The sequence below is a fragment of the Halobacillus trueperi genome (genome assembly GCF_003386945.1).
GTDB lineage: Bacteria > Bacillota > Bacilli > Bacillales > Halobacillaceae > Halobacillus > Halobacillus aidingensis.
Map to the genome: position 1 here is coordinate 1 of NZ_QUAE01000006.1, position 25639 is coordinate 25639.

General features: G+C 46.3%; 21 protein-coding genes. 1 reads left to right on the forward strand and 20 read right to left on the reverse strand.

The features are described from left to right. Window positions 1–670: 670 nt before the first annotated feature. The 12 genes from DYE48_RS09305 to rpoE form a co-directional block, all read right to left on the reverse strand. Window positions 671–961 carry a four-helix bundle copper-binding protein gene (locus tag DYE48_RS09305; protein ID WP_115823368.1) on the reverse strand — a complete coding sequence of 97 codons (291 nt, stop codon included), beginning with the start codon at window positions 959–961 and terminating at the stop codon, window positions 671–673. A gap of 15 nt (window positions 962–976) precedes the next feature. Next, the gene (locus DYE48_RS09310; RefSeq protein WP_115823369.1) at window positions 977–1660 is read right to left on the reverse strand and encodes a Na-translocating system protein MpsC family protein; all 684 of its coding nucleotides are present in this window, start codon (window positions 1658–1660) and stop codon (window positions 977–979) included. Between the two features lie 888 nt (window positions 1661–2548). Further along, on the reverse strand, window positions 2549–3172 hold the full coding sequence (locus DYE48_RS09315) for a thymidine kinase (protein ID WP_089654860.1): 624 nt from the start codon (window positions 3170–3172) through the stop codon (window positions 2549–2551). Between the two features lie 299 nt (window positions 3173–3471). Beyond that, a complete protein-coding gene (locus DYE48_RS09320) occupies window positions 3472–3717 on the reverse strand; it encodes a type B 50S ribosomal protein L31 (protein ID WP_115823370.1) in 246 nt (81 codons plus the stop codon). A gap of 177 nt (window positions 3718–3894) precedes the next feature. Next, on the reverse strand, window positions 3895–5181 hold the full coding sequence (gene rho, locus DYE48_RS09325) for a transcription termination factor Rho (RefSeq protein ID WP_115823371.1): 1287 nt from the start codon (window positions 5179–5181) through the stop codon (window positions 3895–3897). Window positions 5182–5642: 461 nt separating this feature from the next. Then, window positions 5643–6611, reverse strand: coding sequence for a class II fructose-bisphosphatase (gene glpX, locus DYE48_RS09335; protein ID WP_115823373.1), 969 nt, complete (start codon window positions 6609–6611; stop codon window positions 5643–5645). 57 nt (window positions 6612–6668) lie between these two features. After that, window positions 6669–7955, reverse strand: a complete 1287-nt coding sequence (locus DYE48_RS09340; protein WP_115823374.1) for a UDP-N-acetylglucosamine 1-carboxyvinyltransferase — start codon at window positions 7953–7955, stop codon at window positions 6669–6671. 67 nt (window positions 7956–8022) lie between these two features. After that, entirely contained in the window at window positions 8023–8664 is a 642-nt protein-coding gene (fsa, locus tag DYE48_RS09345) for a fructose-6-phosphate aldolase (RefSeq protein WP_115823375.1), read from the reverse strand. A gap of 121 nt (window positions 8665–8785) precedes the next feature. Next, window positions 8786–9649, reverse strand: coding sequence for a class II fructose-1,6-bisphosphate aldolase (fba, locus tag DYE48_RS09350; protein WP_115823376.1), 864 nt, complete (start codon window positions 9647–9649; stop codon window positions 8786–8788). A gap of 158 nt (window positions 9650–9807) precedes the next feature. Then, window positions 9808–10179, reverse strand: coding sequence for a response regulator (locus tag DYE48_RS09355; protein ID WP_115823548.1), 372 nt, complete (start codon window positions 10177–10179; stop codon window positions 9808–9810). Between the two features lie 763 nt (window positions 10180–10942). Beyond that, window positions 10943–12547: a CTP synthase gene (locus DYE48_RS09360; protein WP_115823377.1), complete on the reverse strand. Its 1605-nt coding sequence runs from the start codon at window positions 12545–12547 to the stop codon at window positions 10943–10945. Window positions 12548–12856: 309 nt separating this feature from the next. Further along, complete coding sequence (rpoE, locus tag DYE48_RS09365) at window positions 12857–13402, reverse strand: DNA-directed RNA polymerase subunit delta (RefSeq protein ID WP_089654852.1); 546 nt, start codon at window positions 13400–13402, stop codon at window positions 12857–12859. A gap of 251 nt (window positions 13403–13653) precedes the next feature. Between rpoE and DYE48_RS09370 the strand changes: the two genes are divergently transcribed. After that, window positions 13654–13968 carry a hypothetical protein gene (locus tag DYE48_RS09370; protein ID WP_089654851.1) on the forward strand — a complete coding sequence of 105 codons (315 nt, stop codon included), beginning with the start codon at window positions 13654–13656 and terminating at the stop codon, window positions 13966–13968. A gap of 84 nt (window positions 13969–14052) precedes the next feature. Here DYE48_RS09370 and icmF read toward each other — a convergent pair whose 3' ends face one another. From icmF to DYE48_RS09410, 8 genes are all read right to left on the reverse strand, one after another. Continuing rightward, window positions 14053–17298 (reverse strand): fused isobutyryl-CoA mutase/GTPase IcmF, encoded by a 3246-nt coding sequence (gene icmF, locus DYE48_RS09375; RefSeq protein ID WP_115823378.1) that lies wholly within the window; start codon window positions 17296–17298, stop codon window positions 14053–14055. 15 nt (window positions 17299–17313) lie between these two features. After that, a complete protein-coding gene (locus DYE48_RS09380; RefSeq protein ID WP_115823379.1) occupies window positions 17314–17940 on the reverse strand; it encodes a TetR/AcrR family transcriptional regulator in 627 nt (208 codons plus the stop codon). A 2-nt stretch (window positions 17941–17942) separates the two neighbouring features. Beyond that, window positions 17943–18881, reverse strand: coding sequence for a methylmalonyl Co-A mutase-associated GTPase MeaB (gene meaB, locus DYE48_RS09385; RefSeq protein WP_089654848.1), 939 nt, complete (start codon window positions 18879–18881; stop codon window positions 17943–17945). Between the two features lie 12 nt (window positions 18882–18893). Then, window positions 18894–20033: an acyl-CoA dehydrogenase gene (locus DYE48_RS09390; protein WP_089654847.1), complete on the reverse strand. Its 1140-nt coding sequence runs from the start codon at window positions 20031–20033 to the stop codon at window positions 18894–18896. Between the two features lie 12 nt (window positions 20034–20045). Continuing rightward, the gene (locus DYE48_RS09395) at window positions 20046–21191 is read right to left on the reverse strand and encodes an acyl-CoA dehydrogenase (RefSeq protein WP_115823380.1); all 1146 of its coding nucleotides are present in this window, start codon (window positions 21189–21191) and stop codon (window positions 20046–20048) included. 21 nt (window positions 21192–21212) lie between these two features. Further along, the gene (locus tag DYE48_RS09400; RefSeq protein ID WP_115823381.1) at window positions 21213–22064 is read right to left on the reverse strand and encodes a 3-hydroxybutyryl-CoA dehydrogenase; all 852 of its coding nucleotides are present in this window, start codon (window positions 22062–22064) and stop codon (window positions 21213–21215) included. Between the two features lie 13 nt (window positions 22065–22077). Further along, complete coding sequence (locus DYE48_RS09405; protein ID WP_115823382.1) at window positions 22078–23265, reverse strand: acetyl-CoA C-acetyltransferase; 1188 nt, start codon at window positions 23263–23265, stop codon at window positions 22078–22080. A gap of 171 nt (window positions 23266–23436) precedes the next feature. Then, a complete protein-coding gene (locus DYE48_RS09410; protein WP_115823383.1) occupies window positions 23437–25569 on the reverse strand; it encodes a heterodisulfide reductase-related iron-sulfur binding cluster in 2133 nt (710 codons plus the stop codon). Window positions 25570–25639: the final 70 nt, after the last annotated feature.

A 25639-nucleotide genomic window follows, 5' to 3' on the forward strand; every position in this document is an offset into this window, starting at 1 on the left:
TCTCACCTACATCGAATGGGGTGGTTGGGAAGCTGCGAGACTCCCGCGGGAATGGATTGACTGGCGAGACCCCGCAGAGCGAAGCTCGAGGAGGCTTGCCGTCATCCCCGCAGGAAAGCGAGTAGCTCCCCAGCCACCCCTGACGCCCAACATGGCAACGAAACCCGAAAACATCTCGAAACTGAGTCTTCCACAATCGGGAGCATTAGTGAAATAAGCGTAAAAAAACCAAGCGGGAGGGATCCGCTTGGTTTGGGGGATTAATCTTGGATGAGTAATTGATATTTTTTAGGAATAATGTCTTCCTGCTTGATTCTTTTCAAGTATTCTTCAGCTTCGTCATATTTTTCAAAAACCAAATCCTCGTTATCTTTTCTAAACTCAATAACGACACGGTGGCTGTCTAATCCAACTATACGATACAGAGCGCATACTCCTTTCGTTGAGCATAATCAGCTCGAAAAACGCAAAAAAGCCGAAAAGTATCCACTTGTAGAAAGAAAGATACTCTTCGGCTTTTGTCTAGCTCTATTGTCCAGATCAATGTTACCGAATAATATATAAAAATGTTATCTTCGTTCAATGGTTAAGCACGAGTAAGGATCAAACATCTCCGTTTCATCCCAATCACTATTATAGTACAGAATGGACGATATGAAAACAGGTCTGCTTAAATTGATTTTTTCATGTCCTTTTGTTGCCGAATCCTTTGATATCCCTCAAGCTCTTCACATAATTGAACATACTCTAAACACATAAGATAGACTCTGTCGTTTTCCATTTCTCCTAAAGTTAAACACTCTTCTGCAGCCTTCCTGCAAACCTCCGCACATGACGCCGCCATTTCATCCATAACCGGGCTGTTTTTCTGAACAGTTTCCACAGCGTACTTATAGGCATTCATGCATTCTTCAAGCAATAATGTCTTCTCCAGCAGCTTTGTGTCCTTTTCGCCGATCATTCTACATCCTCCTCTTTATGGTTTCAATATGAGAACCATATAACTACGATCCTTATTAAAATCCCAGTCTACAAAGACATCTTCTATACTTGTGCCAAGAATCGTTTCTAATGAGGCAAGATTCAAAAGTCGCTTTTCCAGCCTTCGTTTGGAAATCTTCAGAGGCTGTTCATATCCAGCATTGATCATTTCCTTTTCAATAGCCACTAATATTCCGTTACGCTCTATCAGTAGTGTCCGTTCATTCAACAAAAACGATCGAACGGAAGCCGGTGTTTTTTCTGCTTTGCGGCTCATCTTTTCCACTTCTTCGTGTACCGCGTCTTTATGTTTATAGGATTTTAAACCTTCCTTGTCAGGGTTGTCCGTTTTAATCACTCCGATAAGTACACCGGTTTGTCTAGATAAAGACCAGTCATAATATAGTGTATCGACATTTATACCTGTATCGGCACGAAGAGTTGCTTTTATATCAGGAATTAATTCTCTCATCATAAGGTCTCGCGTTTCATCCACTTTTTTATCATTTTTCTGCCCGACTAATACCCGCTCCATTGGCGCAAGGAAATCTTTTAGGTAGATGGTTAGAAATTTCCCTTCTATGGAGACGAATACAGATGAGGGTCCTTTTCCGAAGTGGTCACGCAGCAACTTGCCAATATAGCTCGACATTTCTGACTGCATGGACTGCTTATCCATTCCTATCCCCCCAGACCAAACGTTTATCTATATTTAAATTATCACAAAACCGGGGTGATTAAACGGAATCGAGCACATCGAAAATATAGGAAAGGATATTTATTAAACTAATTGGCAGGATTGTGGAAGACTTGATTTCGAGATGTTTCGGGGTTCGTTTACGGTGTTGAGTGTTAGGGGTGGCTGGGAAGCAGCTCGCTTTCCTGCGGGGATGACGGCAAGCCTCCTCGTGCTTTGCACTGCGGGGTCTCGCCAGTCAATCCATTCCCGCGGGAGTCTCGCCGCTTCCCAACCACCCCATTCGATGTATGCGTGAAACGAACCCCTTTACCAAGTTGGATTGTCTTCCACTATCCGACTGTTAGAAGCATAAAGCGCTCTTATCAAACTTTCAGGATTCTTGAACCTGGCATGGGAGTTGATCTTACACTCCCATCAAGCTGGATAGCTACTTATCCGAGAAGTGGTTTTGAGATGCTTATATGGGAAAGGAGCGGAGGGGAATGGGGAGACTCCTACCTTAAGTGTGCAGGCGCCTCGATCAGCGGCGTATGGACTGGACTGAGCTGGCGGAGATAAAGGAAACACGAAGAACGGAGTGATTCGATGTTGACTTATCGTACAGAAGCGAGGGAAGTCTCACTAGCCGCTAGGCGCCCGGAACCGGATAACTAAGAGGAAAAAAGTGCTTGGTGAGACCCCGCAGAGCGAAGCTCGAGGAGGCTCACCGCGCTCCCGCGGAAAGCGAGCCATTCCCCGCAGCCCCTATCCACACAACAAACATCTCGAAACTGAGTCTTCCAGAAAAGAGAGCTTTCTTGTAAGAAAGGAATTGGGTTTTCGGTAGGTAAAAAAAGACAGCTGGGGATCAGCTGTCTGAGTAGTGGTTTATGTTGTTTTTTCAGCGTAAACCTTTTTCACTTCCTGTTGCCTGGGCTTGTTAGGTACTTCGTGATGATGGCGGCAACGCGGTTCGTATGATTCTGATGCACCGACTAAGATGATTGGATCGTCATAGGAAGCGGGCGCCCCATCGATCAAGCGTTGAGTACGGCTGGCCGGTGAACCACAAATAGGGCAGATGGCGTTTAATTTTGTGACACTTTCACTCAGTGCCATCATATCCGGCATTTTACCAAAAGGTTCACCTCTGAAGTCGGTATCCAGTCCAGCGACGATGACGCGTATGCCTTTGTCTGCCAAACACTCTACGACCTCTACGATATGCTCGTCAAAAAACTGCATTTCATCGATTCCTACGACATCCACTTCATCCGTCACATGCTGAAGGATATCCAGCGAGCTTTTCACAGGACGAGCCATCACAGAAGTGCCATTATGAGATACAACCGCATCTTCTTTGTACCGGTCATCAATCGCAGGTTTATAGACACGGACCGTCAAATTACCGAAAGTCGCGCGCCTGACGCGACGGATCAACTCCTCTGATTTCCCGCTGAACATACTTCCGCATATGAGCTCGACCCATCCACTTTGTTTCATTACATACACGTCTACTGTCGCTCCCTTCTCACTCGATCAAGCTTCAAAATATGGGGGGGATCATCCGGTATCCTCCCCTTTATTTCAACAAAAAAGAGCGCCCTTGATGACACCGATTTAACGGCGGCTTTGATCACCAAGGACAGCTCCCCATATTGATAAGTCCTTTGAAGAGTATAATTTAGCGCCTTTCTAACAAGAGCTTTTATACCCCTATTTTTTGACAAAAAAACAGGCAAACATCTGAGACAATTTGCCTGTTTTTGTTCAAAATGATGAAGTCCCTCTCAAGAGAGAGGGTATCATTATTATGAAAGGTTATATTTCTTCTTGAAGCGATCCACACGGCCGCCAGCTTTGTCAGCTTTCTGCTTACCTGTGTAGAACGGGTGAGACGCAGAACTAATCTCTACGCGGATCAATGGATACGTGTTTCCATCTTCCCACTCGATTGTTTCTTCAGAAGTCTGAGTAGACCCTGTTAGAAACTTGAAATTAGAACTTGTGTCTAGGAATACGACTTTACGGTATTCTGGATGAATTCCTGCTTTCATGTTCTTCCACTCCTTTTTGCCCTGAGTCCTTTGGAAACAGAGTTATTGTAAGAGCCGTCGAAGGTTCATAATAACACCTTGTACTGAAACTCACATAGAATGATTATAACAGGGGCTCCCCCCTGATGCAACATCCAGTTTCAAGAAACATACAATCGTTGAAACCATGAATCCTTTTTAACGACGGGCGGCTGTTGCTTTCCCTTTCATATCTTTATCCATGAGATCGAAAAACTCTTCATTATTTTTCGATGCTCTCAAGCGACGCAGGAACCTGTCCGTGAAGTCCTGCGAATCAGACATCGATTTCCGGATGGCCCAGATTTTATCCAGTTGCGTTTGAGGCAGAAGCAATTCTTCTTTTCTTGTTCCAGAACGAAGAATATCGATCGCAGGGAAGATCCGGCGCTCAGCAAGACTGCGGTCAAGATGCAGCTCCATGTTTCCTGTCCCCTTGAATTCCTCATAAATGACGTCATCCATGCGCGAACCTGTGTCTACAAGGGCGGTGGCAAGAATCGTCAAGCTCCCTCCCTCTTCAATGTTACGCGCAGCCCCGAAGAATCGTTTCGGACGGTGGAAGGCAGCTGGGTCGATTCCTCCTGACAATGTACGTCCACTTGGAGGGATGACTAGGTTGTAGGCACGAGCTAAACGAGTGATGCTGTCCATGAGAACAATAACATCGCGTTTATGCTCTACAAGACGCATCGCTCTTTCTAACACTAGTTCAGAAACCTTGATGTGGTTTTCAGGAACTTCATCGAACGTAGAGCTGACAACATCCACATCCGGCGCTACGGAGCGCTCAATATCTGTCACCTCTTCCGGACGTTCATCGACAAGCAGAATGATGAGCTTTGCATCGGGGTGATTTGTAGAAATGCTGTTAGCCATTTGCTTTAAAAGCATCGTCTTTCCTGCTTTTGGTGGAGCGACAATTAAACCACGCTGACCATAACCAACGGGCGCCATCAAATCCATAATGCGTGTGGAAAGCTTTTTCGTCTCCGTTTCCAGCTTCATTTGACGATCCGGATACAATGGGGTCAACGCAGGGAAGTGTACCCTCTCCTTCGCAGAGTCTGGATCCTCACCGTTTACGGCATCTACGTGCAGCAAACCATAATAACGTTCGTTCTCTTTCGGGGGACGTACCTTACCGGATACCTTGTCCCCATTTCTTAAGTCAAAACGACGGATTTGTGAGGCAGAAATGTAAATATCCTCTGCGCTTGGAGAATAATTGATTGGTCGTAAAAAACCGAATCCTTCTGAAGGAATAATCTCAAGGATTCCGTCCATGAAAAGGAAACCATCTTTTTCAGCCTGGGCTTTTAAAATCGCGAAAATCAATTCGCGCTTTGTCAATTTTGCATAGTAAGAGACTTTATATTGTCTAGCTTTCGCATAAAGCCCTTTCAATGTCATTGTTTCTAAATTGGAGATTGTTAAATCCGCCACGTGATCACCACTTTTTATTAGTTTTCTTTATTTTCAAGTCATGCAGACGAACGCATAAAATATTTGGGGGACATCATGTTTTTTACAACCCTAAAGATGGAAAGGCTAAAAAAACTCGTATATGACACCCTTTTATTACATATAGAATTAAAAACTTCTCTAAAGGATTTATTGAATGGCCCTGCTTTAATAGAGGATCTGCTTCCTAACAAAGGAAAACATTCCTTCAGCAGAACTTTTTTGTTAGAAGAATGAGAAGAAGTTAAGTGAAGTCAGTAAATAGAAGCATAAGGAGACGTGTGTCATTATCTTCTATCCTAATCAAACAATCTTTATTGTACTCCTGTCTTTCTACAGTTTCAATGCTAATTTGTGAAATGTTTAAGAAGGTGGGTTTTTGTAGATGAAGAGGAAGCTGGTTTGAACACAGCTTCCTCTCTCTTTGATGAAGGATGTTTTCATTATGGTTTCATGACCAAATTCGGCTTTTTCTTCAGGCTGTGGTCTCCGTCAATGAAACGCACCGTTCCTGATTTAGCCCTCATGACTAACGTTTGAGTCGTCGCTTTCTGTCCTTTAAATTGCACGCCTTTAAGGAGTTCTCCATCGGTGACACCGGTGGCTGCGAAGATGGCATCATCCCCTCCACAGAAATCTTCCATGTAAAGGACTTTGTCGACATCTTCAATCCCCATCTGTTCACAACGGAGACGTTCCTCATCATTGGCAGGTAGAAGCTTTCCTTGGATTTCACCTCCAAGGCATTTCAGTCCGACGGCTGCAAGCACTCCCTCAGGGGCCCCGCCTATACCGAATAGAATATCAACACCTGTATGATCGAAGGCTGTATTGATCGCTGCGGCGACATCACCGTCAGGGATCAGCTTGATTCTTGCGCCAGCTCCGCGGATCTCCTCAATGATCCCCTGGTGGCGTTCGCGATTCAAGACGACGGCAACAACATCTTCCACATTTTTCTTTTTTGCCTCAGCAACGGCTTGCAGGTTTTCTGCAATGGAGGCGTTGATATCCACTTTCCCTACAGCCTCCGGGCCGACGGCTATTTTATTCATATACATGTCAGGGGCATGTAAAAGCTGCTTATGATCAGCGATCGCTATGACAGCAAGGGCATTCCACGTGCCTTGAGCCACGATGTTTGTCCCTTCGAGGGGATCGACAGCTACATCGACTCTGGCTCCGTACCCATTGCCTAGTTTTTCACCGATATAAAGCATAGGCGCTTCATCCATTTCCCCTTCTCCGATCACGACGGTCCCTTTCATCGGGATCGTATCAAACACATCGCGCATGGCTGAGGTCGCCGCATCATCGGCTTCCTCTTTCTTTCCTCTTCCCATCCAACGCGCAGATGACAATGCAGCTGCTTCCGTTACTCTTACTAATTCCATCGATAGACTTCTTTCCATGGTGATCTCCCCAATCAATCAAAGATTTTTCCTCATCTCCCCATGGAAATCGTGAAGCTACGAATTTTGGAATTGCTCGATTTCTTCGTCTGACATCTCCTCATACCAGACTTTTGCACCTAAATCGATCAGCTTGTTCGTAATGTTTTCATATCCTCGTTCAATGTGATCGACACCTGTAATCTCGGTAACACCATCAGCCATCAATCCAGCTATGACAAGAGCTGCTCCTGCACGAAGGTCTGTCGCTTTCACTTTCGCTCCTTGCAACTTAGAAGGCCCTGTCACAATCGCGGAACCACCTTCGACCTTAATTGAAGCATTCATACGCCTCAATTCATCGACATGCTTGAAACGGGCCTGATAGATGGTATCTGTGACTACACCCGTGCCTTGCGTCTGTGTGAGTAAGGATGTGAACGGCTGCTGTAAATCTGTTGGAAAGCCCGGATAAACGAGTGTCTTAATATCGACGCTCCTCAAGTCTTTTCCTGGTTTGACGTACAGCTGTTCATCATTCTCTTCGATGGTGACGCCCATCTCCCGCAGTTTCGCTAAAAGCGACTCCAAGTGTTGCGGAATGACGTTATCAATGATCATCTCCTCACCTTGAGCAGCAGCCATAATCGTGTATGTCCCTGCTTCAATGCGGTCCGGGATAATCGTGTGAAGACAGCCTTTCAGTGTATCCACACCTTCAATACGGATGACGTCTGTACCTGCACCTTTGATTTTCGCCCCCATACTTGTCAAAAGGGTGGCAACATCAATGATTTCAGGTTCTTTCGCCGCATTTTCGATAACCGTCTTCCCTTTTGCACGGACGGCAGCCAGCATAATATTGATCGTGGCTCCGACACTGACGACGTCTAAATAAATACGGGCGCCCTTAAGTTCTCTTGCACGAAGGTAAATCGCGCCTTGTTCATTTGTCACTTTTGCACCAAGAGCTTCAAACCCTTTAATGTGCTGATCGATCGGCCTTGGGCCTAAATGACAGCCTCCAGGCAAGCCGATAACAGCCTTATTAAAGCGGCCAAGCATCGCTCCCATAAAATAATAGGAAGCTCTCAACTTTTTAACTTTCCCATTCGGCAAGGGCATGTCGACCATTTCAGAAGGATCGATATGTACGGTTCTTCCGTCTTTACGCACCGAGCCACCGATCTCTTCCAACAAGTCCGACAAGATCCCGACATCAGAAATGTCCGGAAGACCTTCGATCGTCACAGGGGTTTCTGCCAAAATTGCCGCTGGCAGCAAGGCTACAGCACTGTTTTTAGCACCGCTCACCCGCACCTGTCCACGTAATGGTCTTCCGCCTTCCACTAATAGTTTATGCATGTGAAACTCCTCGCTTTAAGGTGAAGATTATGATTTTAGTATGTGCAATATTTTCCAAAACACACGACTATTTTTGATTATTCCAGTCATTCAAGAATTTTTCAATCCCCTGATCCGTCAATGGATGCTTAACAATCTGGCTCAAAACTTTGAAAGGAATTGTAGCAATGTGCGCCCCGTGGATAGCCGCTTCTGTTACATGGACGGGGTGGCGGACAGATGCTGCAATGATTTCCGTGTCAATGGCATGGCGGTCAAAGATTTCTGAAATCTGTGCAACAAGTTCCATTCCGTTCTGGCCGATATCATCAAGCCTTCCAAGGAATGGTGATACGTAGGAAGCACCAGCACGGGCAGCCATCAACGCCTGATTGGCTGAGAAAACCAAAGTTACATTTGTTTTGATGTTCAAATCACTGAAAGCTTTTACTGCTTTCAGACCTTCCAGCGTCATCGGTACTTTCACAGTAATGTTCGGGGCAATAGCAGCAAGTTCCTTCCCTTCCTGAATCATCCCTTCCGCATCTTCAGAGATGACCTCTGCACTGACAGACCCATCTACTTCATCCGTGATTTCTTTCAGACGGTCATGAAAAGATACTCCTTCTTTCGCTACAAGGCTCGGGTTTGTCGTTACACCCGCTAAGAGCCCTAGTGCGTTCGCTTCCCGAATATCTTCTATGTTTGCCGTATCAATGAAAAATTTCATATCCCCACTCCTCTTCGCTTCTTTTTGTTGCTTCAAGTTGATGAAAAAAGTCGAATGATGGCGTTTTCACACATGATGAAAAGGAAACCGCTACAGTGTAGCGGCTTCCTCCAAACTATTTTTACGCTTTTTGAGAAGATCCGAATTCACGCATCTTGCCAATAACCGTTTCCTTGATCGCATCACGACCAGGTCCAAGATATTTACGTGGATCGTACTGTTCAGGCTGTTCAGCAAGAACTTGACGAACCGCTTTACCTTGAGCCATTTGGTTTTCAGTGTTTACGTTAATTTTAGCTGTACCGAAAGAAATAGCTTTCTTGATATCAGCTGTTGGAATGCCTGTACCACCGTGAAGAACAAGTGGCTTGTCAACAAGTCCCATGATTTCTTCCATGCGGTCAAAGCCAAGGTTCGGCTCACCTTTGTAAGGTCCGTGTACAGAACCAAGCGCTGGTGCGAATACATCAACGTTTGTTTCGTCGACCAATTGCTTACACTCAGAAGGGATTGCGTATGCTGCTTCTGCATCGTCAACGATGATGTCGTCTTCTTGTCCACCTACACGGCCAAGCTCTGCTTCAACAGATACACCGTGGATGTGTGCAAGTTCAACTACCTTACGAGTGACTGCAATGTTGTCTTCAAGTGGATCGTGGGAAGCATCGATCATTACAGAAGTGAATCCAGCGTGGATCGCTTCTGCACATTTTTCAAAGCTTGAACCATGGTCCAAGTGAATCGCAACAGGTACCGTTGTACCATAAGACTTCATAAGTGCTTTTACCATGTCGACAACAACGTTGAAGCCGCCCATGTAGCGTCCTGCACCTTCAGATACACCCAGGATTACTGGAGACTGCTCTTCTTCAGCAGCCTGAAGAATCGCTTGAGCATATTCTAAGTTATTAAGGTTGAACTGACCTACGCCGTAGCGTTCTTCCTTAGCTTTTTCTAGCATTTCTTTCATTGATACTAGTGGCATGAAAGAATCCTCCTTTAGTTAGCGTACTGCATTGTATTTACAAGTCTGTTTCCATACGAAAACACACCATGTAAGTTTGGTTACAGTATTAGAATACCAATACCCTTTCTATGGTGCAACAGCAGGAGGATTATATAGCGCTTACATCAAGAAAAAAGTCATGAACGGCTGTGAACAAGGGTTCCATTAACCATTTCTTTCAATTTATGGATGTCAAATGGCTTAGCTATGATATCTGTTACAAAAGGAAAATCTGCTTCCTTCTCAATTGATTCCTTGGATGCTCCTGTAATGATGATGACAGGTGAGCCAAAGTGCATTTCTTCTAAGTAGAGCAACACTTCTTTGCCATGCATGACAGGAAGATTATAATCCATAATAATGAGATCCATGTCCTGTTCTTCCACAAAGTCACATGCTTCACGGCCTGTTTTTGCGCTTACGATTTCGTATCCCTCTGTTTTGAGAATCTCCTCTAACAGAAGTCGTATTCCTGGTTGGTCGTCCACGATCAGGATTCGATTTGTCATGCTTTTTACCTTCCCTTCTATCATCTTTTAATTTAAATTCCTCTCACTATCTCTCTATCATGTATTTTCTATACATGAATGGCGTATTCCTGCACACGTATGTTCTGTTTGTCAAAATTTCTGTAAAAATTTCTCTTTCAAAAGCTCCCTATTCTTGAAGACTCAGTTTCGAGATAACCGGGGTTCGTTTGCCGTATTGGGAGTCAGGGGTGGTTGGTAAGCTGCTCGCTTTCCTGCGGGGATGACGGCAAGCCTCCTCGAGCTAAAGCTCTGCGGGGTCTCGCCAGCCAGTCCATTCCCGCGGGAGTCTCCCAGCTTCCCAACCACCCCTTTCGATGTAAGAGAGAAACAAACCCCTATACCGATAAGGATTGTCTTCCACTCTTCTCTCCTTAAGCAGTCATAAAGCGATTTATATCAAGCAATTACTTTCGGAATACACCCTGTGGAAAGGTTTATATTATCCACTTCCCTCAATCATACAAGCTGTTTTTTCAGAAGTGGTTTCGAGAATCATACATGGCAAAGGGGCGGAGGGGAATGGGGAGACTCCTGTGGGAAAAAAGTGCATGGTGAGACCCCGCAGGACGCAGTCCGAGGAGGCTCACCGCGCTCCCACGGAAAGCGACTCATTCCCCGCAGCCCCCATCCACTCAACAAAAGTCTCGAAACTGAGTCTTCAAGAATCCTGCCATATACTTGAAGAACTCTATAAAAAAAGAGCCGATATCCCTGTCAAGGGGCATCGGCTCTCTTTCATTTATTATTGATTGGTTTTCATTGCTGCGCCGACGAAGCCGTGGAATAGTTCTTGTGGGCGGGTCGGGCGTGATTTGAATTCTGGGTGGAACTGGCTGGCTACGAACCATGGGTGATCTTCGACCTCGATGATTTCAACAAGGCGGCCGTCCGGGCTTGTGCCGGAGAATTTGAATCCTGCCGCTTCCATTTGCTCACGGTAGTGGTTGTTGAATTCGAAACGATGACGATGGCGCTCGTATACGACTTCTTCTCCGTAAGCTTCCATCGCTTTGGTGCCTGGTTGCAGACGGGATGGATAGATCCCAAGACGAAGGGTACCACCAAGATCAGACACTTCTTTTTGTTCTGGAAGAAGGTCGATGATCGGGTGCTCCGTGGAAGGATCGATTTCTGCGGAGTGCGCTCCTTTTAGGCCTAGGACGTTACGGGCAAATTCAACGGTTGCCAGCTGCATACCGAGGCAGATTCCAAGGAAAGGCACATGGTTTTCACGCGCATAACGGATCGCATCGATTTTTCCTTCGATTCCTCGATCACCAAAGCCTCCAGGTACAAGAATTCCGTCTACGCCCTGCAATTCATCGGCAACATTTTGTGCGTTCAGATGTTCAGAGTTCACCCATTTTACGTCTACATCGGAATCGTAGCTGTAACCGGCATGTTTTAGTGCTTCTACTACGGAGATGTAAGCATCCGGAAGCTCTACATACTTACCGACAAGCGCAATGGTTGTCTTGTGCTGAAGGTTTTTCACTTGGTCAATCAGTTTGTTCCACTCTGTCATGTCAGCTGGTGGCAAATCTAAACCGAAGTGCTGACATGTCAGTTCATCCAACTTTTGTTCCTGCAGTGTGATCGGTACATTATAAAGCGTGTCGGCATCACGTGCTTCAATAACCGCATTTTTATTAATGTCACAGAACAGAGCGATCTTTTCTTTCATATCTTCAGAGATCGCCATTTCTGTACGAAGCACGATGACATCAGGCTGGATACCTAGGGAGCGAAGTTCCTTAACACTATGCTGTGTTGGCTTTGTCTTCATTTCTCCTGCTGCGTTCAAATAAGGAACAAGCGTACAATGCAGGTACATCACATGCTCGCGGCCGATATCACTCTTGATTTGACGAATCGCTTCAAGGAATGGAAGGGATTCGATGTCCCCGACTGTACCGCCAATTTCCGTGATGACAACATCTGCGTTCGTTTCGTGACCAGCACGGAAGACACGTTCTTTGATTTCGTTCGTAATGTGAGGGATGACTTGGACCGTTCCTCCCAAATAATCACCACGACGCTCTTTTTTAATGACGTTGGAATAAACTTTACCTGTGGTCACGTTGCTGAATTTATTCAGGTTAATATCGATGAAACGCTCATAGTGACCAAGGTCAAGGTCTGTCTCTGCTCCATCATCGGTTACGAAAACTTCCCCGTGTTGATATGGGCTCATCGTCCCCGGGTCTACGTTAATGTAAGGGTCGAATTTTTGGATCGTTACCTTCATGCCTCTATTTTTTAACAAACGTCCTAAAGATGCTGCCGTAATCCCTTTTCCTAAGGATGATACGACACCGCCAGTTACGAAAATGTATTTTGTTGCCACGTTGAATCCCTCTTTCTCTATTTGTCTTATTTAGTTATTCACTAATCCTTCTGTTTTGATAAGGGGCAATTACATAAAAGCACAAGCGTCCGAAGACCTCCATGGCGAAACTTTATGCGCGATGGAGATCTTGGACGCTGAATGATACAAATGCACAGGCGCCTTAGCCATAACCAAGGCGCCTCTTTTTGATCGTATAAAAAAACAAAAAACGCTCCCCTCTCTCGGGGAGCGTTTGGAAATTTCGTTTCAGGAAATTAAAGAGCCCAAATAAGATTCTACTCATTTGACTTTTAAAAGTCAACCACCTTATTTATCTTCTTCTTCGTCGTCATCTCCAATGAAGCTGATGTCATCTTCCACGATTTCTTCCTCTTCTTCATCCAGGTCATCATCTTCATAATCACCTTCGAAGTCATCGTCGTCATCAAGATCTAAATCTTCATCTGTCAGCTCAAGATCATCCTCAAGCTCGTCCTCTTCTGCATCATCGAATTCGGATACACCCAATTCATCTTCAAGCAGCTTGGAAGGCTTCTTCTTTTTCTTCTTTTTCTTTTTACGTTTTTGTGGAAGGTTGGCAATCTCTTCTTCCATTTGTTCTACCGGATACCACTTTTTCAAGCCCCAACGGTTCGTTCCGATTGTCATGAATTGACCGTCGATATTCATGTCCGTATAGAACTGGGCGATGTATTGTTCTCTCTGTGCATCAGTAAAACCTTTCATGTCTGCGATACGCTTGAAGATTTCGTTAAAGTCAATCGCTTCACGTTCTTCTTCTAGGATTTTAGTAGCCAGTACAATCATGGAAGTTTCTTCAATTTGCTCTCGGCTCATTTGTTTTAAGCTCACGGTCCAGCACTCCTTTATATAAACAAAATAGAATAAGTGACCTCATGGGCATACGAATCACATTTAATCATACCATCCATTATATGAGTTGGCTTTACAAAAATCAAATAGAGTCTTCCTTACCTTTTGTAGACAAACCTACATGAATTTAAACTTTCGATATAAAATAGAGGTTAGACATATATGTTGGTGTTCCGGCTATTTTATTTTAAAATAAAGGTAGAATTGATCGAGAGAAGGAGAGACGAACTGTGCAAAATCATCCTTTTAACTGGGTGGCTACCATTATCGCCGCCTTAGCCGTAGGCATCTGGCTATTTACAAGCTTCGGTATGATCCATGAGGAACATAAAGAAGAAGCAGAAATCACATCGAAAACTCATAATGATGAAGGTTACTTTGTAGAAGTAGATGACAAAAAAATCCACGTCAAAGATACGAGTACATGGATGCTGTTAAAAGAAGGCGAAACGTATAACCTTACTTATGAATGGTATGGAATGAAAAAACCTTATGTAACCGAAGTGAACCAAGCCCATGACGATGATCAAGTCGGTGGTCACTAATAGAATGGCCCTCGCTAACTTTAGCGAGGGCTGTTTTCCTGTTTCTTCATATATTAGCGACTCACACCAATATATTAGCAACCATTACATATTCCTTCTATACTGCCCGCCTACTTCATAAAGCGCGTTCGTAATTTGGCCGAGACTCGCGACTTTGACGGTTTCCATCAATTCTTCAAAAATGTTTCCTCCGCCAGACGCCACTTGTTTCAAGCGATCCAATGCTTCCCCGGCTTTACTCTCATGCGATGTTTGGAAGTTGCGTAATTCTGTAATCTGGTGTTCTTTTTCCTCTTTGGACGCACGGGCGAGTTCCATGGAGTCGATTTCCTCCTCGGAAGGCGGATTCGGGTTCAAGTATGTGTTCACGCCGATGATCGGAAGTTCTCCGGAGTGTTTTTTCCCTTCATAATAAAGAGATTCTTCCTGGATTTTGCCTCGTTGATACTGACGTTCCATCGCACCGAGCACTCCGCCGCGGTCATTGATGCGTTCAAACTCCTGCAATACCGCTTCTTCGACAAGATCGGTCAGCTCTCTGATGATATAGGATCCTTGCAGAGAGTTTTCGTTTTTCGTCAAGCCGAACTCTTTGCTGATGATCATCTGAATGGCCATTGCTCTTCGGACAGATTCTTCTGTCGGTGTCGTGATCGCTTCATCGTAGGAGTTCGTATGCAGGGAGTTACAGTTATCCTGGATGGCGATCAGTGCCTGCAATGTTGTACGAATGTCGTTAAAGTCAATTTCCTGAGCGTGGAGGGAGCGGCCGGATGTTTGAATGTGATACTTCAACTTCTGGCTTCGTTCGTTGGCTCCGTATTTATCACGCATGACGATAGCCCAAATTCGGCGGGCCACACGTCCGAGCACCGTATATTCTGGATCCAAACCGTTGGAGAAAAAGAAGGACAAGTTTGGTGCGAACTTGTTGATGTCCATTCCTCTGCTCAAGTAGTACTCAACATAGGTGAATCCATTGGCAAGTGTGAAAGCGAGCTGTGTAATCGGGTTCGCTCCTGCTTCTGCGATATGATAACCGGAAATGGAAACAGAATAGTAATTGCGCACTTCGTTGTCGATGAAATACTGCTGTATATCGCCCATCATACGAAGCGCGAATTCTGTGGAGAAGATGCACGTGTTCTGTCCTTGGTCTTCTTTTAAAATATCTGCCTGGACCGTACCACGAACAACATTGATAGTCTTAGCTTTGATTGAAGACGCCTCTTCGGCATTCGGCTCACGGCCGTTTTCTTCCTTGAATTTTTCAAGCTGTTGATCAATCGCGGTATTGAAGAACATGGCAAGGATAATCGGCGCCGGACCGTTGATCGTCATGGAAACGGAGGTGGACGGGTCGACGAGGTCAAATCCGTCGTACAGTTTCTTCATATCTTCCAGTGTACAAATATTGACGCCGCTTTCTCCGACTTTTCCGTAGATATCCGGACGTTCATCCGGGTCTTCTCCATATAAGGTAACAGAGTCGAAAGCTGTACTGAGACGTTTCGCTTCGTCTCCTTCTGATAAATAGTGGAAGCGGCGGTTGGTCCGTTCCGGCGTTCCTTCTCCTGCGAACTGACGCTTCGGATCTTCCCCTTTCCGCTTGAACGGAAATACTCCCGCGGTAAAAGGAAAAGCACCCGGAACATTTTCACTTAACAGCCATGACAGGCGGTCGCCCCAGTCGGTATATTTCGGAAGCGCGACTTTCGGTACCTTCGTCCCGCTCAGGCTCTCCGTTGTGATATCCATCGTGATTTCCTTGTCACGCACTTTAAATGTGTACGTATCTCCGCTATAACGTTCATGAAGGGCATCCCAGTCCTCCAGCTTCTCTTTTGCGTCACGAGAAAGATGCCGTTCGTAATCTTCGACCAAGCGCTGAAGGCTTTCTTTAGTAGCTTCATCTTCCACAAGCTCAACCGTACCTTTCAGCTGATAAAGTTTACGCGCTTGGTCTGCCTGATTTTCTGTTTCCTTATGGTAATTGCGGACAGCTAAAGCAAGGTCACGCAAATATTGCTTGCGCTCATTCGGGATGATGACGTTTTGCTTTTCTACTTTTTCAATACCGGAAAAAGAGGTTTCATCTTCCCAGGAAAATCGATCGTTCAGCTGATCGACGATCGCCGCAAACAACGTATTGGTACCAGGATCATTGAATTGGCTCGCAATCGTCCCATAAACTGGGAACTTGCTGTCATCTTCATGAAAAAGCATATGGCTGCGCTGGTACTGCTTTTTCACCTGATTAAAAGCGTCTTCGGATCCCTTTTGTTCAAATTTATTAATGACGATAAAGTCGGCAAAGTCGATCATATCGATTTTTTCAAGCTGTGATGGCGCCCCGAATTCTGCTGTCATGACATACATAGACAAGTCAGTAATATCGGTGATTGCTGCATCCCCCTGGCCGATGCCGCTTGTTTCTACAATGATAAAATCGACACCAGCTGCTTTGACGACTTGAATCGCTTCTTCCACGGCTGTCGAAAGCTCGGAACGGGCATCCCTTGTTGCAAGGGAGCGCATGTAAACGCGCGGGTTGAAGATCGCGTTCATGCGAATGCGGTCGCCGAGTAAAGCCCCGCCTGTTTTCTTTTTCGTCGGATCGACAGATAAGATCGCGATCTTCTTATCAGGAACTTCATTGACGAAGCGGCGGATCAATTCATCCGTAAGCGAGCTTTTCCCCGCTCCCCCTGTACCTGTAATCCCAAGAACAGGAATCGTTTTTTCCTGTATTTTTTCAACAGCGCTCTCAAATGCTGCAACGGCTTCCCTTTCTTTCTTCGGCGTATTCTCAACATAAGTGATGAAACGCGCAATGGACTGATGATCTCCGGATGAAAGGCCTTCGACTCCTTTTTCCACATCAAGAGGCGGTAGGAAATCACACTCTTCGATCATTAAATTGATCATGCCCTGCAGACCCAATGTGCGTCCGTCTTCCGGAGAAAATACGCGGGCCACTCCATATTCATGAAGCTCCTTGATTTCACGAGGGATGATGACTCCTCCCCCTCCACCGTAGACGCGGATGTGTCCTGCGCCCTTCTGTTCAAGCAGGTCGACCATGTATTTAAAGTACTCCACATGTCCTCCCTGATACGAAGATATCGCGATCCCTTGAGCATCTTCCTGGATCGCCGCGTTGACCACTTCCTCAACGGAACGGTTATGGCCAAGGTGGATGACCTCGGCCCCTGTCGCCTGAAGAATCCGTCTCATAATGTTGATTGATGCATCATGGCCATCAAAGAGACTCGAGGCCGTCACGAAACGGACAGGGTTTTTCGGCTTATAGACTGTCGGTTGTTCCATATCCGATCATCCTTTCTATTGAAGTGTTTCTTCTTTATCGAGACCTTTCAATAACAACTGAATCTGCGTATCGGTATAGCTTTCAATAGTAAACGTGCGCTGAAGAATCCAGCGGCGGAACCCCCACATCTGTCCCTGAACAAAAATGTTGTTGGCGATCAGTTTGATTTCTTCCTCCGGGTGCTCTCCAGGAAGGCTGTTGACGATGACTTGTTCGAGCATCGCCACCATATCGCGCTCTTTTTGCAATACATAATCCTGAGCATCACGGGGCAGGGATTTGACTTCCTGATACATAACGAGCACCTCATCCTGCATATCATCCATCAATTGAAAGTAGGAGCGAATCGCATGGATCAGACTTTGCACACTCGTCTGATGAGGGTCAATCGCATCTTCCATCCGTTCTTTGACTCGCTGATAGATAGAGTCACAAACGAGAAACAGAACGTCTTCTTTTTTTCGAATGTATTCGTAGAGGGTTCCGATACTGAACCCGGAGGCCTTGGCAATTTCCCGAGTTGTCGTCTTGTGGAATCCTTTTTCAATAAAAAGAGTGACCGCGCCCTTGATCATCTGATTCCTACGCTTGGAGACGAGCGCTTCATCTTTAATGGTTGAAGGTACTTGTTTTTCAGGCAAACTCACTCCCCCTTCCTTACCCATTCACGAAACCAGGACCGAGCCAATTCATAAGGATCCGCATCCGGGTTTTGAAAAACTTTGAGCTTCTGCGCGTCTCTTTCAATCTCACCTTTGACTTCCCGCCAGATTTCTTCCCGGATTAAATCGTACACTTCCAGCTGGAGCTGTTGTTTACGACGCTCCGCCCCTTTGTTCGTCTCATACAGAAACTCACGGTGGTTTTTCATGCTTTCATAGAGTTCTGCCATCCCTTTGGCTTCGGTCGAGATCGTTTGGACGATCGGCGGTTCCCATCCCTCGGGTTGGACGATCATCATGTATTCTTCGAGTGTGGACTTCAGCTTTCTTACTCCTGGCAAATCTGCTTTGTTAATGATGAACAGATCGGCAATTTCCATAATTCCCGCCTTGAAAATTTGCAGTACATCTCCACTATTCGGTGTCAGCACCAGTCCTGTCGTATCCACGACTTTCATAATATCGAGCTCGGACTGACCGACCCCGACCGTTTCTACGAGAACGACATCAAATCCGTAAGCATCACATACACGGATACTGTCTTTCGTCGCTCGGGCTAATCCCCCGAGGCTTCCTCTTGTCGCCATGCTGCGTATGAAAATGCCGGGGTCGAGAAAATGCTGGTTCATCCTCGTACGATCTCCAAGCAATGCTCCTCCACTGAATGGACTGGTAGGATCAACCGCTATGACAGCGACTGTGAGATCCTGCTGTCTCAAATAGGTGAGCAATTGATTGATCAGCGAGCTTTTCCCTGCTCCCGGTGAACCTGTAATGCCGATGTAATGCGCTTGTTTTTGGATAGAAAAAATATCACTCATCAGCGAAAGTTTTTCTTCATCTTCATTTTCGATCAACGTAATCGCTCGGGCCAACGCCCTCATATCCTGCTTTTGGATTCGTTCAGCCAGTGGATGCATAACGCTGACCTTCTATTGGGTGACCATACGGCCGACAACGAGCCTTTGGATTTCTTGTGTTCCTTCATAGATTTGAGTGATCTTCGCATCACGCATATATCGTTCGACTGGATAATCTTTCGTGTATCCATACCCTCCGTGAACCTGCACAGCTTCTGTCGTCACTTTCATCGCTGTATCTCCGGCAAACAATTTAGCCATGGCAGAAGCTTTGGAATAAGGTAGTCCTTCCGACTCTAAATAAGCCGCCTGATACGTGAGCAAACGAGAGGCTTCAATTTCTGTCGCCATATCAGCGAGCTTGAAGGAAATCCCCTGGAGATGAGCGATCGGCTTGCCGAACTGTTCACGCTCTTTTGCATAGTTGACGGATTCATCCAGCGCCCCTTGTGCAATCCCGACGGCCTGGGCGGCAATGCCGTTACGACCTCCATCCAGGGTCATCATCGCCACTTTGAATCCTTTGCCTTCTTCACCGAGCAAATTTTCTTTCGGAATCTTACAATCTTCGAAGATCAGTTCTGTCGTCGGAGATGAACGAATGCCGAGCTTTTTCTCTTTTTTGCCTGTCGTAAACCCTGGCGTATCTTTCTCTACGATGAAGGCGCTGATGCCACGGTTGCCTTCATTCGGATCTGTTTTGGCAAAAACGACATAGATGTCCGCGACCCCGCCATTCGTAATCCATACTTTGCTTCCGTTCAGCACATAATGGTCGCCATCAAGTTTCGCCTGCGTGCGCATAGAGGACACGTCACTACCTGCTCCTGGTTCAGACAAAGCGTAAGCTCCCAGCGCTTCACCTGAAGCAAGTTGAGTCAAATACTTTTGCTTCTGTTCTTCTGTTCCGAATTTATAGATCGGCCAGCTTGCTAAAGAGATGTGCGCAGAAAGCGTGACCCCTGTAGAAGCACAAACGCGGGAAAGTTCTTCCACCGCGATCACATAGCTGACAAAATCAGATCCGATGCCGCCATATTCTTCGGGCCACGGAATCCCCGTTAAACCAAGCTCCGCCATTTTATCGAAGATTTCACGATCGAAGCGCTCCTCTTCATCTCTTTCAGCAGCCGTTGGTTCCACTTCATTTTTGGCGAAATCACGTACCATTTTTCTAAGCATTTCTTGTTCTTCTGTTAAAGTAAAATTCATTCTGTCATCCTCCTAGTCTCTGATCAGATGATTGCTTATGACGATTTTTTGGATCTCACTCGTACCTTCATAAATTTCACAAACTTTAGCGTCCCTGAAAAAGCGCTCGACCGCATAATCTTCGGTATAACCGTATCCGCCATGGACCTGTACGGCTTCAATCGACGCTTTCACCGCTGTCTTCGAAGCCATCAGTTTAGCCATAGACACTTCTTTTCCGCACTTTTTACCGGCCGCCTGCAGAGAAGCGGCATTATATACAAGAAGCTTTGACGCTTCCACTTCTGTTGCCATATCCGCGAGCTTGAACGAAACGCCTTGCAAGTGTGCAATTGGACGCCCGAACTGCTCGCGTTCTTTGGCATAAGAGACGGCATGCTCAAGCGCCGCTTCCGCGATTCCAAGGGACTGGGCGGCAATGCCAATTCGCCCGATGTTCAAATTGGCAAGTGCGATTTTATATCCTTCCCCTTCTTTCCCTAGCCGTTGGGAAACGGGAACCTCACATTGGTCAAAGTTCAGCGAAACGGTACTGGAGCCATGAAGCCCCATCTTTTTCTCTGCTTTACCGATGGAAAAACCAGGGGTGTCGCGTTCAACGATAAACGCACTCAAACCCTTCTTCGTTTCCACATCTGGATTCGTACGGGCGAAAACGATGAATGTATCTGCATTTCCTCCATTCGTGATGAACACTTTAGAGCCGTTAAGAATGTAACGGTCCTCCTGTTTTACTGCTCGCGTTTTCAGACTGCTGGCGTCGGAACCTGCACTCGGTTCTGTCAGGGCGAAAGCTCCCAGATATTCGCCTGAAGCCAGTTTAGGAATGTATTTGTTCTTCTGTTCTTCTGTACCGAAATACAGGATCGGGTTCGTTCCGACAGAGGTGTGGACAGATAAAATGACCCCAAGCGTCGCACTCACCTTTGAGATTTCGTGAATCGCGATGATATAGGAGATGTAATCCATCTCGGCGCCGCCGTACTTTTCCGGAATCGGCACCCCCATCAACCCAAGCTCTCCCATCTTCGGTAACAACTCAGAAGGGAATCGATCTTCCTGCTCCATTCGCTCCACAGCAGGAGCCACCTCTTTTTCTGCGAAATCGCGAACCATTTTCCTCATCATTTCCTGTTCATCCGTGAACTGCAAATTCATTCTCGTTCTCCCCTTTACACGTTAATCGTAGGTGTAAAAACCGCGTCCAGATTTCTTCCCGAGCCAGCCTGCTTTGACATATTTCCGTAAAAGCGGACATGGTCGATATTTGCTGTCTCCAAATCCTTCATGAAGGACTTCCATAATGTATAAACACGTATCAAGGCCGATAAAGTCAGCAAGGGTAAGTGGTCCCATCGGGTGATTCATGCCAAGCTTCATGACGGCATCCACATCTTCGGGCGATGCTACTCCTTCGTGAACGGTATAGATCGCTTCGTTGATCATCGGCATTAAAATGCGATTGGAAACGAACCCTGGAAAGTCCTCGACTTCGACAGGCGTTTTTTCCAATTTCTTTGTCATATCTTCAATCGCCTGATACGTTTCATCACTCGTTTGGATGGCACGGATGATTTCGACTAATTTCATAACCGGTACAGGGTTCATGAAGTGCATGCCGATCACTTGCTCTGGACGTTTGGTCGCCGCAGCTATTTCCGTAATCGGTAAGGATGATGTGTTCGTTGCCAAAATAGCATGTGAAGGAGTAATCTCATCCAGCTGTTGAAAAACGCTCACCTTCACATCCATGTTCTCAACGACGGCCTCCACGACAAGGTCACAGTCAGAGGCGTCCTTTAAATCAGTCGTTGTCTGCAAGCGGCCATAAGTCGCCTTTTGATCTTCCTCTGTCATTTTTCCTTTTTCCACCGCCCGGATCAGACGCTTTTCAATACCTGCAAGCCCCTGATCCAAGGCATCCTGGCTCATGTCATTCATTTTTACGTTCAATCCGGCCTGAGCAAAAACCTGGGCAATCCCAGCCCCCATCTGGCCTGCTCCAATGACCATGACTTGACTAATTGTCATCCCGCATTCCTCCTTATTGTTTCGGTACCTCGATCAATACGGCGTCTCCTTGACCTCCGCCAGAACAAATAGCTGCGATTCCAAGTCCACCACCGCGACGCTTCAATTCGTGAGCAAGCGTGAGAAGAATACGCGCCCCACTCGCTCCAATCGGGTGTCCAAGCGCAACAGCTCCACCGTTGACGTTCACTTTCTCATGATCCAGCCCGGCAATTTTGCCACTCGCTAAGGAAACAGCAGCAAAAGCTTCATTCACTTCAAATAGATCGATCTCTTCAATGGATTTTCCGGCTTTTTTCAACAATTTATTGATGACAAGTCCAGGTGTCTGTGGGAAGTCCTGGGCTTCAACAGCAATTTCATCATGTGCGAGAATCGTAGCCAGGGTCTCCGCACCTAATTCTTCTGCTTTCTCATCAGACATGAGCAGCATGGCGCACGCTCCGTCGTTGACCCCCGGTGCATTCCCCGCCGTGATGGTCCCTGTCTGATCAAAAACAGGACGAAGTTTAGACAGAGCTTCGACCGTCGTATCTTTTCGCGGTGCCTCATCTGTATCGATGACTTTCGGATCGCCTTTTCTTTGAGGGACTTCAACAGCCGTAATTTCTTCCCCGAGCTTGCCTTCTTCTATCGCTTTTACGGCTCTTTGATGGCTTTGATAAGCCCACTCATCCTGCGCTTCTCTTGTTAATTCGAATTCTTCAGCCGTCCGATTTCCGTAGTTGCCCATATGGACGTTTTCAAAAGAACATGTCAACCCATCATGCACCATCATATCTTTAACGGCACCGTCGCCCATACGGAAGCCCCAGCGGGCTTTCGGCATAAAGTAAGGAGCATTGCTCATGCTTTCCATTCCACCAGCAACGATGATGTCCTCTTCCCCTAAACGGATGAACTGATCGCCCATCGTCACACTACGCATACCAGAGGCACAAACTTTGTTGACGGTTTCTGTTTTTACATCCCAAGGGATGCCTGCTTCTCTAGAGGCCTGTCGGGAAGGCAGCTGCCCCTGTCCGCCCTGAAGGACGGTTCCCATAATGACTTCATCAACATCTTCCGCCTTCACATTCGCACGTTCCAAAGCGGCCTTGATGGCAATACCTCCAAGCTTTGCAGCTGTCAAAGGGGCAAGGGAACCTCCGAATTTTCCAAAAGGGGTACGGGCTCCAGCAACAATTACGGTTTTACGCATGTTTATTCCTCCTCTTATTGATAACGCTTTCAAAATTGACGATTGAACGCTCGCTCAAAATCGCCCCATAAGGAAAGTGTACATAAAACGCTGTACACTTTCCACAATTTTCATACTATTTTTCCTTTTAACATGCTTGTTCGACAGTCAAAATATTGGTCAAACGTTTGATTAAGCTGTCTTTTCTTCGGTTTTATCAAACATGGACTTCGCAAGGATTTCCGCAATATCCATCGTGCTGACTTCCTCTTCCACTTCTTTCGCTTTCGTTCCATCGGAAAGCATCGTCAGACAGAATGGACAGCCACTCGAAATCATCGTCGGTTCTACTTCAAGCGCCTGTTCGGTACGGGCGACGTTGACGCGGTTTCCGGATTTCTCTTCCATCCACATCATTCCGCCTCCGGCTCCACAGCACATGCCATTGGAACGGTTACGCTTCATTTCCACCACTTCGACTCCAGGAATCATTTCAAGCACTTCACGCGGCGGCTGATATACTTCGTTGTAGCGGCCGAGGTAACAACTGTCGTGATAGGTAATCTTCTCTTTTACGACCCCTTCTGGTTTCAAGCGTCCCTCTTTCAACCATTCGGCAAGCATTTCCGTATGGTGATAAACCTCAGCTTCAAGTCCGAAGTCTGGATACTCATTTTTGAAAATGTTGTAGGCGTGCGGATCGATCGTAATGATTTTCTTCACGTTATGTTTTTCGAATTCTTTCATGTTCTTTTCAGCAAGCTCCTGGAAAAGGAATTCGTTCCCCATACGGCGAGCCGTATCCCCGGAGTTTTGCTCCTTATTACCAAGGATAGCGAATTTAATATCCGCTGCATTCATCAGCTTTGCAAAAGCCATTGCGATTTTTTGGCTGCGGTTATCGTAAGAGCCCATCGAGCTGACCCAGAATAAGTATTCGAATTCTTCTCCTGATTTCTTCAATTCTTTCACGGTAGGGATTTGAACGTCCTCATCCAACTGTCTCCAGTCTTCACGTTCTTTTTTAGAAAGTCCCCACGGGTTACCTTGACGCTCGATGTTCATCATCGCCCGTTGTCCGTCGGCATCCATCTTTCCTTCTGTCAAAACCAAGTAACGGCGAAGGTCGATGATTTTATCGACGTGTTCATTCATGACCGGGCAGGCATCTTCACAGTTACGGCAAGTCGTACAAGCCCAAAGCTCTTCTTCTGTGATGACATCTCCGATCAAACTTTTATTGTTCACTGCATCAAGCGTAGCTGCTGCTTCATCTGACCCTTGGGAGCGGGACATTTGTGCGAGTGTATTTCCTTCTGTCCCGGAGAACGCATAAGCAGGCACCCATGGAGATTGGCCGGTTACAGCCGCTCCTTTTTCCGTCAGATGGTCTCTCAATTTAACAATCAGATCCATCGGTGAAAGCATTTTTCCGGATCCTGAAGCCGGGCAGACGTTGGTACAGCGTCCGCATTCCACACAGGCATAAAAATCGATCATTTGCAGTTGGTTGAAGTCTTCGATTTTTCCAACTCCGAAGGATACGTCTTCTTCATCGGCATCTTCGTCGATTTCAAAATCAATCGTCTTCAGTTTTCCTGGTGGTTCTTCACGGCTCAAGAATACGTTGACCGGTGCAGCGATCAAGTGAGCGTGCTTCGATTGAGGCACATAAACCATGAATGTTAGCAGGATGAGCAAGTGAATCCACCACATAATGAAGAATACAGTCGCAGCTGCCGCAGGAGGAAGCCACCCGAAAGCGCTTGCAATTCCGGACGCAACAGGTTCCGTCCATGCACCTTCATGTCCATGCCAGATGAGATCCATGCCATTTCCTACAAGAACGGTAACCATTAACGTTCCAATAAAAATAAGGACAAGTCCTGCTTTAAAGCCACGCTTCAAGCGAACCAACTTTTCAATATAACGGCGGTAGAACGCCCAAATGACAGCGACAAGGATCGTCAGTGTCACGATTTCCTGGAAGAAGGTAAAGCCTGGATAGAAAGGCCCTAAAGGCAGATGAGAATCTGGAGCCAGTCCCTTCCAGATAAAGTCGATCGCCCCGAATTGGACGAGGATGAATCCATAAAACATCATGACGTGGATGATGCCCGACTTTTTATCTTTCAAAAGCTTCTTTTGTCCGAATACGTAAATCCAAATCTTCTGTAAACGCCTCTTCAGCTGCCTGTCATACTCGAATTTTTTCCCCAGTTTAATGTAAGCGACGCGGGTCTGAACGACACGGACGAACAAGTACAGGCCGTAGACAAGGACGCCAAGGAATAAAATCCAGTTTGCCACCAACAACGGATTCATTGGTTCTCCCCCTCTTTGTTGTTGTCGCGCGATGGCGACTTCCCTTTTCTCCGATCAGAAAATCGACAAG

What these genes read in the sequence shown, in the direction of transcription:
- DYE48_RS09305 (WP_115823368.1), bottom strand. Translation starts at nt 961, where the DNA reads ATGATCGGCGAAAAGGACACAAAGCTGCTGGAGAAGACATTATTGCTT.
- DYE48_RS09310 (WP_115823369.1), bottom strand. Translation starts at nt 1,660, where the DNA reads ATGGATAAGCAGTCCATGCAGTCAGAAATGTCGAGCTATATTGGCAAG.
- DYE48_RS09320 (WP_115823370.1), bottom strand. Translation starts at nt 3,717, where the DNA reads ATGAAAGCAGGAATTCATCCAGAATACCGTAAAGTCGTATTCCTAGAC.
- glpX (WP_115823373.1), bottom strand. Translation starts at nt 6,611, where the DNA reads ATGGAAAGAAGTCTATCGATGGAATTAGTAAGAGTAACGGAAGCAGCT.
- DYE48_RS09340 (WP_115823374.1), bottom strand. Translation starts at nt 7,955, where the DNA reads ATGCATAAACTATTAGTGGAAGGCGGAAGACCATTACGTGGACAGGTG.
- fsa (WP_115823375.1), bottom strand. Translation starts at nt 8,664, where the DNA reads ATGAAATTTTTCATTGATACGGCAAACATAGAAGATATTCGGGAAGCG.
- fba (WP_115823376.1), bottom strand. Translation starts at nt 9,649, where the DNA reads ATGCCACTAGTATCAATGAAAGAAATGCTAGAAAAAGCTAAGGAAGAA.
- DYE48_RS09355 (WP_115823548.1), bottom strand. Translation starts at nt 10,179, where the DNA reads ATGACAAATCGAATCCTGATCGTGGACGACCAACCAGGAATACGACTT.
- icmF (WP_115823378.1), bottom strand. Translation starts at nt 17,298, where the DNA reads ATGGAACAACCGACAGTCTATAAGCCGAAAAACCCTGTCCGTTTCGTG.
- meaB (WP_089654848.1), bottom strand. Translation starts at nt 18,881, where the DNA reads ATGCATCCACTGGCTGAACGAATCCAAAAGCAGGATATGAGGGCGTTG.
- DYE48_RS09390 (WP_089654847.1), bottom strand. Translation starts at nt 20,033, where the DNA reads ATGAATTTTACTTTAACAGAAGAACAAGAAATGCTTAGAAAAATGGTA.
- DYE48_RS09395 (WP_115823380.1), bottom strand. Translation starts at nt 21,191, where the DNA reads ATGAATTTGCAGTTCACGGATGAACAGGAAATGATGAGGAAAATGGTT.
- DYE48_RS09400 (WP_115823381.1), bottom strand. Translation starts at nt 22,064, where the DNA reads ATGACAATTAGTCAAGTCATGGTCATTGGAGCAGGCCAGATGGGGGCT.
- DYE48_RS09405 (WP_115823382.1), bottom strand. Translation starts at nt 23,265, where the DNA reads ATGCGTAAAACCGTAATTGTTGCTGGAGCCCGTACCCCTTTTGGAAAA.
- DYE48_RS09410 (WP_115823383.1), bottom strand. Translation starts at nt 25,569, where the DNA reads ATGAATCCGTTGTTGGTGGCAAACTGGATTTTATTCCTTGGCGTCCTT.